Annotated in this window: 14 protein-coding genes and 1 pseudogene; 2 read left to right on the forward strand and 13 right to left on the reverse strand. The window is 60.4% G+C overall.

What is annotated here, in order from left to right:
• Positions 1-166: 166 nt before the first annotated feature.
• The 9 genes and pseudogenes from FRZ40_RS34595 to FRZ40_RS34635 all read right to left on the reverse strand — a co-directional run bounded on the left by FRZ40_RS34595 (position 167) and on the right by FRZ40_RS34635 (position 6,312).
• Complete coding sequence (locus tag FRZ40_RS34595) at positions 167-616, reverse strand: DUF3788 domain-containing protein (RefSeq protein ID WP_028370262.1); 450 nt, start codon at positions 614-616, stop codon at positions 167-169.
• Positions 617-681: 65 nt separating this feature from the next.
• Positions 682-1,047, reverse strand: coding sequence for a cupin domain-containing protein (locus tag FRZ40_RS34600; RefSeq protein ID WP_420873935.1), 366 nt, complete (start codon positions 1,045-1,047; stop codon positions 682-684).
• Positions 1,048-1,159: 112 nt separating this feature from the next.
• Positions 1,160-1,855 (reverse strand): glutathione S-transferase N-terminal domain-containing protein, encoded by a 696-nt coding sequence (locus tag FRZ40_RS34605; RefSeq protein ID WP_147237199.1) that lies wholly within the window; start codon positions 1,853-1,855, stop codon positions 1,160-1,162.
• A 124-nt stretch (positions 1,856-1,979) separates the two neighbouring features.
• Entirely contained in the window at positions 1,980-2,525 is a 546-nt protein-coding gene (locus tag FRZ40_RS34610) for a carboxymuconolactone decarboxylase family protein (protein ID WP_147237200.1), read from the reverse strand.
• A gap of 158 nt (positions 2,526-2,683) precedes the next feature.
• Positions 2,684-3,301 (reverse strand): nitroreductase family protein, encoded by a 618-nt coding sequence (locus FRZ40_RS34615; protein WP_420873936.1) that lies wholly within the window; start codon positions 3,299-3,301, stop codon positions 2,684-2,686.
• 247 nt (positions 3,302-3,548) lie between these two features.
• On the reverse strand, positions 3,549-4,508 hold the full coding sequence (locus tag FRZ40_RS34620) for an AraC family transcriptional regulator (protein WP_147237202.1): 960 nt from the start codon (positions 4,506-4,508) through the stop codon (positions 3,549-3,551).
• A gap of 126 nt (positions 4,509-4,634) precedes the next feature.
• Positions 4,635-5,329 (reverse strand): annotated as a pseudogene (locus tag FRZ40_RS34625) (SDR family NAD(P)-dependent oxidoreductase).
• Between the two features lie 13 nt (positions 5,330-5,342).
• Positions 5,343-5,633 carry a DUF3331 domain-containing protein gene (locus FRZ40_RS34630; RefSeq protein WP_240057426.1) on the reverse strand — a complete coding sequence of 97 codons (291 nt, stop codon included), beginning with the start codon at positions 5,631-5,633 and terminating at the stop codon, positions 5,343-5,345.
• A 46-nt stretch (positions 5,634-5,679) separates the two neighbouring features.
• Positions 5,680-6,312, reverse strand: a complete 633-nt coding sequence (locus FRZ40_RS34635; protein ID WP_147237203.1) for an FMN-dependent NADH-azoreductase — start codon at positions 6,310-6,312, stop codon at positions 5,680-5,682.
• A 190-nt stretch (positions 6,313-6,502) separates the two neighbouring features.
• Here FRZ40_RS34635 and FRZ40_RS46330 point away from each other — a divergent pair, with 190 nt between their 5' ends.
• On the forward strand, positions 6,503-7,279 hold the full coding sequence (locus tag FRZ40_RS46330; protein ID WP_420873912.1) for an aminotransferase-like domain-containing protein: 777 nt from the start codon (positions 6,503-6,505) through the stop codon (positions 7,277-7,279).
• A gap of 14 nt (positions 7,280-7,293) precedes the next feature.
• Positions 7,294-7,902 (forward strand): aminotransferase class I/II-fold pyridoxal phosphate-dependent enzyme, encoded by a 609-nt coding sequence (locus FRZ40_RS46335; protein WP_420873937.1) that lies wholly within the window; start codon positions 7,294-7,296, stop codon positions 7,900-7,902.
• A gap of 40 nt (positions 7,903-7,942) precedes the next feature.
• Here the strand turns inward: FRZ40_RS46335 and ligK are convergent, their stop codons facing one another.
• The 4 genes from ligK to dctA all read right to left on the reverse strand — a co-directional run bounded on the left by ligK (position 7,943) and on the right by dctA (position 12,300).
• Positions 7,943-8,626, reverse strand: coding sequence for a 4-carboxy-4-hydroxy-2-oxoadipate aldolase/oxaloacetate decarboxylase (gene ligK / locus FRZ40_RS34645; RefSeq protein ID WP_028370271.1), 684 nt, complete (start codon positions 8,624-8,626; stop codon positions 7,943-7,945).
• Between the two features lie 2 nt (positions 8,627-8,628).
• Positions 8,629-9,654 (reverse strand): amidohydrolase family protein, encoded by a 1,026-nt coding sequence (locus FRZ40_RS34650; RefSeq protein ID WP_147238498.1) that lies wholly within the window; start codon positions 9,652-9,654, stop codon positions 8,629-8,631.
• A 48-nt stretch (positions 9,655-9,702) separates the two neighbouring features.
• Positions 9,703-10,770 (reverse strand): porin, encoded by a 1,068-nt coding sequence (locus FRZ40_RS34655; RefSeq protein WP_147237204.1) that lies wholly within the window; start codon positions 10,768-10,770, stop codon positions 9,703-9,705.
• Between the two features lie 174 nt (positions 10,771-10,944).
• Positions 10,945-12,300 carry a C4-dicarboxylate transporter DctA gene (dctA, locus tag FRZ40_RS34660; RefSeq protein ID WP_028368371.1) on the reverse strand — a complete coding sequence of 452 codons (1,356 nt, stop codon included), beginning with the start codon at positions 12,298-12,300 and terminating at the stop codon, positions 10,945-10,947.
• Between the last annotated feature and the right edge of the window lie 19 nt (positions 12,301-12,319).

The raw sequence follows: 12,319 nt of genomic DNA on the forward strand, positions 1-12,319 counted from the left end.
TCACGCGCTTGTCCTGCTGCGTGAGCTTCGCGTTCCCTTGTTGTTGCCTGACGAATCCGTGCGGTGACACACCGCAAGCAACGGGCGCGCGGGTTCTGCGGCGCACCTCCGCGTTCGTCGGATCAGGTATCCGGCAGATTGGGTTACCGATGGCCACTCTGCAGCATTAGCGAGGGGTAGGTCGCTTCATGCTCATCAACTCTTTCACCTCATCCCGATCGTCCGCGGACAAGATCGGGACAGTCAGCCATTTCCCATCGGGGTATGCGTGGGCTTCATCGTAAAGTTTGACCAACTGCGGGCTCCAGGAATAACGCCGCGCCTCAAACTTCTCTCGCTCGGCTCGCCCCAGGACCACCAGAACGGAACACAGCCTGTACGCAGGCAGAAGCGTGCAGAGAGCCCTGGTCTTCTTGTAGCGCAGCGACCAACCGCGTTTCTTGCCACCGTATAGCCAATCTGGCGCGAACACGCCAGGGTAGGATGCATCGATCCAGTTGCGTAGTTCGACCCAATGTTCAAACGCCTCCCGTCCCATCCAGTTACGGACAGTGCGCTCATCAGGTTGGGACGATTTGTCGGCGATTCTGTCACCGATCTGGGTGGACTGTTTCATGTTGCTTTCCTCTTCGTCTTGAGGGGCGGACTGCTTCAGGTGCTGCCCGTCCATGAAGCTTCCAGCTATTTGATCGGCGTGGTCAGCGCTTTGTCATTGGTGTCGAGGACGAACACAGCGATCAGCTTTGCGGACTCTGTCTTGCTCGCGTTGCGGCTGATCGAATGGATCGCGCCCGGCGCTTCGGACCAGCTTTCGCCTGCCCGATAGATGCGCGTCTCGCCGTCATTCACCTTCGACTCGATTGCACCCTTGACCACGTAGGCGTAAATGAAGGCCGACTTCGCGTGGCTGTGGGGCGGGGAGGCCGCGCCCGGCGCGTAATCGACTTCCACGGCAATCAGCGACTTGCCTGGAACATTCGGAATGGCCGCATCGAAGTTCTTCGTGACGGTTTCTTCGCCGCCGTGGGCTGAGGCGGAGCTGGCCATCGCGATGGCGAGCGTTACGTAGCTGGCAGCGATGATGGTTCGGATCTTCATGGACTTCTCCTTCTGAGCGTCGGCTAGTCTTTGCTCTTCCGCGTTGTATGCCGGCCTTGCTTCAGGCCGCCGTCACTTCCAGCCCGCGCTGCACCGCCGGACGCGCGAGACCACGGTCGAACCAGCGCTGGACATGCGCGAAGCGCTCGAAGCCGACGAGATCGCGCGCTTCGTAAAAGCCGATCAGGTTGCGCACCCAGCCGAGCAGTGAGATATCGGCGATGCTGTAGTCAGCGCCCATCACCCAGTCGCGGCCCGCGAGCCGTTCGTCGAGGACACCGAGCAGCCGCGCTGATTCGCTTGCGTACCGGTCGAGCGGACGCTTGTCCTCCCACGCTTTGCCAGCGAATTTGTTAAAGAAGCCAACCTGACCGAACATCGGCCCGACACCGCCCATCTGCCACATCAGCCATTGGATCGTTTCGAATCGGGTGTGGGGATCGGTGGAGAGCAGCCGTCCCGTCTTGTCGGCGAGATAGATCAGGATCGCACCCGACTCGAACAACGGGAGCGGCCGTCCGCCTGGACCGTCGGGATCGTAGATCGCCGGAATCTTGCCATTGGGGTTGAGCGCGAGGAATGCCGGATCGTGGTGCTCGTTCGCGATGATGTCGATACGGTGCGCCTCGTAGGCGAGCCCCGTCTCCTCCAGCATGATGCCGACCTTCACTCCATTGGGTGTCGGTAAGGAAAAGAGCTGGAGCCGATCGGGATACTGCGCCGGCCAACGCGTGAAAATCGGATGATGGAGTGTCATTTCGTTTCAGAGTAAGCGGACCGAGCCAGCCATGGACGGAACATGGCCGACTCTTCCGCCCGGGCCCGTGCCGGGGCTGTCGCCACGAGGCAAACCGACCTCGTGGCTCGTCGGTGAATAACGTTCAGATCGAGCCGGCCGGCGCAACCGCGGGAAAGTCCTTCTCGGGATCGAACACGTTATTGAGGAAGTTCGTCAGGGAGTACATGGCCACCAGCGCGACGACCTCCATCACGTTGGCATCCGTGTAGCCGGCTTCGCGAACGGCTTTCAGATCGGCGTCGCTGACCCGGCCTCGGGTTTCGATGACCTTGCGCGCGAACTGGACGGCTGCGTCCCGTTTCGGATCCGTCGCGTGGCCCTTCCGGGCGAGAATGATTTCATCGGCCGGCAGCTTCGCCATGTGCTCAGCCGTAAAGCTGTGAACCGTCAGGCAGTAGTTGCACCCGTTCAGTTCGGAGACGGCCAGGCCGATGCTGTCGCGCGTCTTCACATCGAGTGCCTTGCTCAGCGAGCCGAGCAGGGTCGCCCATGCATTGAACGCGATCGGGCTCTGCGCGAAGGCCGCCATCATATTCGGAGTGAATCCGATATTTTTGGTGAACGCATCGAGCGTTGCCTTCGAATCGGCCGGTACCTGATCCTGATTTAAGATAGTAGTCCTTGTCATTGTAGCCTCTATGAGTTACTGGTTTCACTGGTTGGGGACAGCCCATTCGGGAACCATTCCCTGGGTTGACTTCGTGCCTGGCCTGGGTCGAAGCAGGTCAGGTCTTCAAACAGGAGATACCTTGCGCTTGTCTCCCGTTTTCGCGGCGCCCGTTGGCTCTATACGAGCGCCAACACATCGGCCACGGGACGGCGCGGCTTTTGCGCCCAGTTTCCTGAACGTTCGGCTCCGATGGACAGCAGCAGGACGGGCACTTCGTCTGCGGCCAGACCGAACTCGCGGTGCACCGCTTCGGCATCGAAACCGATCATCGGTGTCGACCCCAAGCCCAATGAGCGGGCTGCATAGATCATGGCCGCCGCGCCAAAGGTGGCGGTGCGGACGGCCTCGTCGCGCCTGCGCTGCGGATACGCCATATACAGGTCACGCGCGGGGTTTTCCCATTCCGCAACCATCGCGGCCGGCATGACGCCCGCTTTCACCAGCGGCGCCAGGCGCTCCGGTATGACGCTCGTATCGACCAGCTGGCCGCAGACGATGAAAGTCACGGCCGCATCGCTGACTGCGGGCTGGTTCCAGGCGATCGGACTCAGCCGTGCCTTGGCTTCAGGCGTGCGTACCGCGATGAAGCGCCAGTTCTGCAAGTGAAACGATGTCGGCGCACTGGTGCCGATCTGAACCAGCTCGCGGATCTGGTCGTCGCTCAAGGTAGCAGCGGGATCGTAGTACTTGGCGGCGCTGCGGCTCAGGATGCATTCGATGACTGGATTGTTCATGGTGATTCCATCGTTCATGACGATTCCTATGGGTGCGGAGAGAGGTTGTGGTACACGGGTGCTTTCGGTGCGAGGTCTTTATCAGGTGATCGCGAGCCTCTAATTTAGGCTCGCGAGAAAGCAATTTCACGCCTGCATTTACTCAATAAAATATCCAAAAGGATCAAGTGAACGCGGACAACTCTCCTTCATTATTTCTAACGCTTCATCCACGCTTCACTGCAGAAAGCGATGCGAGCGTTCGCGGCTATGACTGGCCGCTGCGCGCCAGACGGCGCCATTCACCCGGCGTCATGCCCATCCTGTCGGCAAACAGACGCCGGAATGAAGACACGGACTGATACCCAACCGACTCGGCGACGGCCTCGGTGCTCATCGTCGGCTTCTTCAGCTCGTTCGCAGCCAGGCTCATGCGAATATCAGTCAGCAGGTCAATGGCCGAGCGCCCAAGCGTGTCCTGGAAGTGGCGCATGAAAGTGGCACGCGACATGTTGCACAAGCCGGCCAGATCGGGCAGGCTCCAGGGCCGGGTGGGATCGGAGAACATGGCTGAGATGGCGGGCGTCAGTCGTGGATGACCGGCGAGCGCCAGCAAGCCTGCCGGGGCCCGCCCGGATTCGCTCGCCTCGCGCAGCACGAGGGCGAACAGCGCGGAACTGAGCGCGTTGAGGATTGCGCATCCGCCCACCTTGTCACCTGTGGACTCTTCACGCATCAGTCCCACAAAGCTGGCGAGTCGATTCGAAGCGGACGCGATATCCGTTTCACCATCGCCATTCATGGTCCGTACCACGACGTCTGTGGGCAGGTAATTGCGAATCAGCCGATCATGGGGCGGCTCAATAAAAAATCGCCCGCACAGCATGTCCAGAGGTTCGCCCTTGCTATCGTTCGCGCTGAGCGTCAACCCAGCAGAACTTTCGCGTTCGAAAGTGGGCCCAGGAGCACGTCCGCTGCCGTCGTGAAGAACGTGCGCCGATCCGCGAGGCATCAGTACGATATCGCCGGCCACCAGCTCTCTGACCGTCCCTGTCTCCGGATTCTCGACGATGGCCCGTCCCTTCAGTACGACGTGGTAGGGAATCTCATTCGCCGCCGACTCCGCCCAGGCCACACGCCATGGCGCGCCATAGGTGCACCGGACCTCCAGCCGGCCGGTGACGGTGATCATTTTCAGCAGGTGACTCAGCCAGTCGACTTGGGACATAGTGCTCCGTTAGGCCTCGGCACAGGAAACATCGGAATGTGATCAGGCTATTTGCGCCAGCCTTCATGTGAAGATTGGCTGATTGAGCGCCGCTTTCTTCAGCTTCGCAATCAGCGTCGGACCATTTCAGCGGCCGGCACTTTGCCCGCCGTCGACGTGCAGGATCTCTCCCGTGATAAACGGTGCGGAATCGAGAAAGACAATCGCGTCCGCGATATCGCGCATCTCCCCGATGCGTCCCAGAGGATTAAACGCCCCGAGTGCATCATGAGTCTCCCGTGCGTGCATCGGCGATCTGATGATTCCGGGCGCAACAGCATTCACGCGAACTCCCTTCTGCGCGTACTCGATTGCCAGCGACTTTGTGGCTGCGTTCAGACCGCCTTTAGTCAACGCCGCCAGTACTGAATATACGCCGCTGTATGCAGTGTCAGCGATGCTGGCGGTCACGCTAACCACGTGTCCTTTCGCATGCCTCTCCATTTCGGCGATGGCGAGTTGCGTGATGTAAAAGAAGCCCCTCATATTCACGTCCATCACGGCAGCGTAGTCTTCCGAGGTGTGTTCGGTGAAAGGCTTTCCAATGTAAATGCCCGCGTTGTTCACAAGCGTATCGATCCCGCCAAATCGGGCGATGGCCTGGGAAATGACGCGCTTTGCGACGGCGGGATCACTGATGTCGCCGGCTACCGTCAGGACGTTTGCGTCGCCCGACGGCTTGATCGGACGGCATAGTCGAGCTCGCGAAATGCCCGAACGATCGCGGCGCCAATCCCGCGTGACGCGCCGGTAACGACGACAACCTTTCGTGACGTGCTCATACTTGAGTACCTTTTAACGTGATGGCCTCTGGAGATAGCCGGATACTGCGGAAGCCAGCATCATCCGATGGTGATTGACGGGCACTTGCGATCGATATGCACGCGGACGAAATACCGAATCTCCGCGCCGTATCGGCTTACCGGACAGAACACATATGGCATCCGCGCGCGCGAGACCGATCCCCCAGATCTGATTGGCGTAATGACCCAGACAGGGATCACTCCAGCGTATGCTGATCGTCGTCGACGACAGCCTCTCCACGATTGAGATGTGCGAGGGCGAACGTTCGTTTTGCAGGGTCATACATCGCTGATCATCAAAACCTTGCTGGTTGCTGTCTTTCGTCTGCTCAAACAGAATTGCACGCGAGGCTTACCATCGCCGGTTGGATCGTGGCGATGAGCGAGCGGCGAATGTCGGCCGCGCGAGCATCATCGATGAAGGCGGTGGCCTGCAACGGCAGATAGTGGACTGTATTGAGCCCGATGCAGCCAAGTACAGCGGAAAGATAGGACGTAAGGAAATCCGGCTGATTGGCGCCGTCACCCGTGAACACACCACCCGAAGCGATCCCAGCGAACACCGGCCGGTCCCGAAGCATGCCGACCTTCCCAGCGGGTGTCGACTTCATCGTGCGGCCGACACGGAGGATCTGATCGATCCATGCCTTCAGGACGGACGGGACCGTGAAGTTGTTCATCGGCGTTCCGATGACGACGACATCGGATTGCTCGACCTCTTGTATGAGTCGCTCGGCCAGAAGCACTGCGTCGGCGGACCGCCCTGCAGCGGCCAGTGAGGCCGGCGTCGAGAGCGCGGCGGCATAGGCGGCTTCCGTATGAGGTATCGGCTCATACCCCAGATCCCGGCGGCGAATATGAGCTTCAGGGAGGATCGTGAGAAGCTTCTCGACGATCGCTGCCGACAACTGCCGACTGTGCGACTCCCGTCGCGGGCTGCAATCGATATGCAGGATATTCATTCCTCTTTCTCCGGCCGCTTCACTTCACAGAGGCAGTGGCGGCATACAGTTCGAATGTTCATGGTGATCGGCCTCCGCGTTGGTCCAGCGTTTGTATCAACGATGGTGCGAATATTCTGTACGATCGATGGTGCGAACAAAAGAACCAAGATCCCTCACTTTTGTGTGTACCAAGAACATGGATTCGGACTTGCAGATTCAGCTCGACCGGACAGCGAAGCTGTCTCTGGCAGAACAGATTCGTGAAAGCATCAGCAGGGCCATCGAGTCAGGCCTGCTTGCCCCCGGCACCCGCTTGCCGTCGTGGCAGGACCTGGCCGCGCAGCTCGGCGTGGCGCGCGGAACAGTTCAGGCGGCATATGAGCGCTTGTCCGACGCGCAGATGATCGAAACATTCGGGGCAGGGGGCACCCGTGTGGCCCCGCGGCTGCGTGTGGCGGCGACTCAACCCAAAGCGCCGCAGCTCGGAGCGTTTATGCGGGCGTATGAGGAGATGAACGCGGGACCGGCGATCTTTCAGCTTGGCATTCCGGCGTTTGAAGGGCTGCCGGAGAAGCTTTTTTCACGGGCGCGCTCTTCCAATCTTCTGAAAACCGGATACTTATCGTCGCTGCTCTATCCCGATCCACGAGGGGAGTTCGAACTGCGCAGAGAGATCGCGGGCAATCTCTCCATCGCCAGAAACTTTCACTGCCATCCTGAGCAGGTGTTTATCACTTCAGGATACAGCTCGGGCTTAGGCATGGCATTGCGGGTGTTAGGTTTGGACGGTAAGAAAGTCTGGATGGAAGAGCCCGGTTTCATGGTCACCCGCAAAGGTCTGGAACTCGCGCGTTTGCATATCGTGCCGGTGCCGGTGGATGCAGACGGTCTCAACGTCGACTATGGTATCGAGAAGGCCGCGGACGCCGCGTTAGCCGTCTTGACGCCCGGTCAACAGGCCCCCTCGGCTCGACCCTGTCTCTGAGGCGACGTCTTCAGCTGCTTGAATGGGCGGCCGCGAGCGGTGCCTGGATCATCGAAGATGACTACCTCGGCGAGCTTCAACTGCAAGGCAGGCCGGCACCTGCCATGGCCTCGCTGGGCGAGGGCAAACGGGTCATCCACATCGGTTCCTTCAGCAAGACTGTTAGCCCCGCTCTGCGGCTTGGATTCGTCGTGGCGCCTGCCGAGCTGGCCAACGCATTCTCCGAGGTCGCCGCGACGCTTGCCCCCGCGCCATCACCCGTCATTCAGCTCGCCACGGCTCAATTCATGCGTGACGGTCACTACATCCGGCGCGTGCGTCGGCTCAAGCGGCTATATTCCGCCCAGCGTGACGCGCTATGCGAGCAGTTGCGAATGCACGACGCGCAGTGGGTTAACGCCGGCCTGGCAGTCCTTCTCCGGCTCCCGGACGGCGCGCCCGACGTGCGGATCGTTCGTGAAGCGATGACCGTTGGCATAGCGCCATCGCCCTTGTCCGTGTGGTTCGCGAATCCGTCCTGGACTTTACCTGGCCTGTTGCTCGGGGTTGCTACGGCGCCTGAACAGCACCTTGCCGCATCGTGTCAGCGGCTGTTCGAGATCATTGACCGATATCGCTCCTGAAACATGCCGTCACTTCACTGAATTCGACGGCAAGTGTCGATCAGTCGACGTAGCGTAACCCAAGCGTTTCCAATGGCTTGCGCATCTGATACATGTCCAGGCCAAGCACGCCCGACGCCAGCTTCGCGCGCTTCTCTTCTTCAAAGGACTCGCGCGCGAGCGCTTTTTCCAGCACCTGTGCCGCCAATGCGGCCGGCACCGCGACCACGCCATCGTCATCCGCGACGATCACGTCGCCCGGATGCACCAGGCCGCCCGCGCACACCACGGGAATGTTCACCGAGCCGAGCGTCGCCTTCACCGTGCCCTTCGACGAAATCGCCTTGCTCCACACGGGAAACTGCATCCCGGTGAGCACGCGCACGTCGCGCACGCCGCCGTCGATGATCAGCGCACGCGCACCGCGCGCCTTGAAGCTCGTCGCCAGCAGATCGCCGAAGAAGCCGTCCGTGTTGTCCGTCGTGCAGGCCGCGACGACGATATCGCCGGGCTGGATCTGTTCGGCGGCGACGTGCAGCATCCAGTTGTCGCCCGGTTGCAGCAGCACCGTGACGGCCGTGCCGCCGACCTGCGCGCCCGCATAGACCGGCCGCATGTACGGCTTCAGCAGGCCGACGCGTCCCATCGCTTCGTGCACCGTCGCGCTGCCGAGCGCGCCGAGCTTCGCCGCGACGTCGCCGTCCGCGCGCCTGATGTTGCGATACACCACTCCGAGTTCGTACATGTTCACTTTCCTTGAGCTTTGAGCGCGGCATCGAGGCGTGGATATACACGCCGCGCATTGCCTTCATAAATCTTGTAGCGCTGTTCGGGATTCATATCGGCGGCTTCGACATAGCGCTTCGTATCGTCGAAATAGTGGCCCGTCTGCGGATCGATACCGCGCACCGCGCCGATCATTTCGCTGGCGAACAGGATGTTGTCGACGGGAATCACGTTCGTCAGCAGATCGATGCCCGGCTGGTGATACACGCAGGTGTCGAAGAAGATGTTGTTGAGCAGATGCTCCTGCAACGGCGGCTTCTTCATTTCCTGCGCGAGTCCGCGAAAACGTCCCCAGTGATACGGCACCGCGCCGCCGCCGTGCGGAATCACGAAGCGCAGGCTCGGGAAATCGCGGAACAGGTCCGAGCTCAGGCATTGCATGAACGCCGTCGTGTCCGCGTTCAGGTAATGCGCGCCCGTGGTGTGGAAGCAGGCGTTGCAGCTCGTGCTGACGTGCACCATCGCAGGAATGTCGTACTCGACCATCTTTTCGTAGATCGGGTACCAGTAGCGGTCGGACAGCGGCGGGCTGGTCCAGTGGCCGCCCGACGGATCGGGATTCAGATTGATCGCGACATTGCCGTACTGCTCGACGCATTTCACGAGTTCGGGAATGCAGGTGGCGATATCCACACCCGGGCTTTGCGGCAGCATCGCGGCGGGAATGAAATGCCCGGGAAAGAGCTGGCTCACGCGATAGCACAGCTCGTTGCAGATCGCGGCCCATGTGCTCGACACCTCGAAGTCGCCGATGTGATGCGCCATGAAGCTCGCGCGCGGGCTGAACACGGTCAGGTCGAGGCCGCGCTCGCGCATCAGACGCAACTGGTTCTGCTCGATCGATTCGCGCAGCTCGTCGTCGCTGATATGCAGCTCGGACGCCTTCGGCATGTCCGACGGATGGTTGATGCCAGCAATCTGGCGGTTGCGCCACGTTTCCAGCGCTTTTGGCGCAGTCGTGTAGTGGCCGTGAATGTCGATGATCAATTGCATGCTCCTGCGTGAAATGCGTTGCGGCCCGCGTCAGCGGTCGCGTTAGAACAGATGGTTGATGCCGACCGTCACGGCGGTCTGGCTCGATGCGCCGGCCGGGTTTAACGTGCTGACCACCGCGTGCCGGTATGACGTGTAGTCGCCTTCGGCATAGAGGGTGGTGCGTTTGGACAGCAGGTAGGCGAGCGACAGCACGGACAGCCCGCGTCGCCCGGATTTGTCGGTGGACACATTAGTCTGGTAGTACGCGCCGCGAAACACAAGGTAAGGCGTCACGGTCCATGCAATGCCGCCGAAGCCGTTGTTCGTGACCGTATGCGGCGCACCCTGATTCTCCTGGTCCTCCGACATGAAGCCGCCCGATAGACGAACGGGACCAAGCTGGTAACTCGCGCCGACCATGTAGTAGCTGTCGCCGACATAGGACTTGCCGACGAGCAGGTTACGATGCCCATAGACGCCGCCGATACCGATGGGGCCCGTCGCATAGTTCAGGCCGACCGAACGCGCTGCGCCGCTGCTGAAGTCGCCCGCCACGCCGCCGAACGAGTTGTCCACTTCCAGGAGCACCGGTCCGAAGTTGTTCTTGTACTTCACGTCGTTGTTGTTGCGCGTGCCGTTCGATGCCACTGTCAAAGGGATGATCGGCGTGAAGTGGAAGCCGTACGGATCATAGAAACCGATGATGTCGTGCGCGATCGTGTACTGACGCCCAAGATCGAACGAGCCATATGTTTTGTGACCGATGCCCACGAACGACTGCCGGTTGAACTCCGTGCCTGTCGTGTTATCGAACTGGCCGTTTCCGAGATTGAAACCGCTCTCGAGCAGAAAGTGCGCATTCCATCCGTCGCCAAGATCTTCTTTCGCGCGGAAGTCCAGCTTGTTCGAACTGTAGTAGCCGTTCGAATTCATCGTCGTAACCGAACCGCCCCCGGCGGCCGCATTGGTCTGGTGACGCACGCCGCCGTCGACGGTACCGTAAAGCTGTACGCTCGATTGCGCATGCACGGGTGTCGTCGCGAGCATGCCGATCGTCGTCGCGAGCATGCCGATCGTCGTCGATACACCCAGTCCCAGTCCGATGCGATTCTTCCACTTGCTTCTCACAGCTGTCTCCTGTCTTTGATGTTTTATCGTTGAGTGACGGAATCTTTCACCTGATCTGACGATTTCCGCCATTATGTTTGACGCTTTTAAATATTACGGATAGCTAATCAATGAATATGCTTGAGTGGATGAACATGAACGGACGGCGCGAGCAATTGCGCCGTCCGCGCGAATTCAGCTTCCTGCAGAAGTGCCACCCGATTGTTTGAGCACACCCATCGACGTATCGGCGGGTCTAAAGCCGGTTTTCAGCTCGCTACGCAGCGCCGTGCGGTCGAGCGCCTTCTCCCAGTTCGCGACCACGATCGTCGCGACGCTGTTGCCGACGATATTCGTGAATACAAAGGCGCTGGACAGAGCCTTGTGGATGCCGAGAATCAGCGCGATCGATTCGACGGGAATCGTGTTCGATGCCGCGAGTGTCGCGGCGAGCACGGCGATGGCAGCGCCCGATACGCCCGCCGCACCCTTCGACGTCAGCAGCAGTACGGCAAGCAGCACCAGCTGATCGTGCCACGTCATTGGCGTGTTGGTAGCCTGTGCGAGAAACACGGCGGCAGCGGCGAAATACAGGCACGTGCCGTCGTGATTGAACGTGTACGCGGTCGGAAGCACGAGGCCGACGACGGACTTCTCGCAGCCGAGGCGTTCGAGCTTGTCGATCAGTTGCGGAAAGACGGTCTCGGACGAACTGGTGCCGATCACGAGCAGCAATTCCGCGCCGATATAGCGCATTAGCCGCAACAGGCTGAAACCGTTCACCTTCGCAATCGGCCACAGAATCAGCAGAATGAAGAGCGCGCACGTCAGATAGAACTCGAGGATCAGCTTGCCAAGCGAGATCAGCGTGCCGAAGCCGAACTTGCTCACGGTGAAGGCGATCGCGCCGAACGCCGCAAGCGGAGCGATCTTCATCGTCAGCCCGATGATCCAGAAGAGCGCGCCCGATACCGAATCGATCATATCCATCGCCGGGCGCGCCCGCTCGCCGATTGCCGCCAGCCCAAACGCGAATAGCACCGAGAAGAAGAGCACTTGCAACACGTCGCCGCCCGCGAACGCGCTGATGGCCGTATGAGGAATCACGTTCAGCAGAAACTCGCTGGTCGTGACGACGTGATGCGCCTTCGCGACATACGCATCGACGGCTGACGAATGCATGCCATGCATATCGACATTCATGCCGACGCCGGGTTTCAGCACGTTGATGACGACCAGTCCGAGCACGAGTGCGAGGGAGGTCACGACCTCGAAATAGAACAGCGCCTTGATGGCGACGCGGCCCACCTTCTTGAAGTCGTTGACCCCGGCGATGCCGCTGCACACGGTACAGAAGATGATGGGCCCGATCAGCATCTGGATGACACGGATGAACGCATCGCCGACCGGCTGCAGGTTGATGCCGAACGTCGGGAACCAGTAGCCGACGGCGACGCCGAGCGCCATGCCGGCGAGTACCTGGAAAGACAGGTCGCGATAGAACGGCTGGCGTCCCCGGGGTTTCGATGCGGCCTTGCCGGGCAAGCTCATGATGTCTCCTTCTGGAACA

Source organism: Paraburkholderia azotifigens (assembly GCF_007995085.1).
GTDB classification, from domain to species: domain Bacteria; phylum Pseudomonadota; class Gammaproteobacteria; order Burkholderiales; family Burkholderiaceae; genus Paraburkholderia; species Paraburkholderia azotifigens.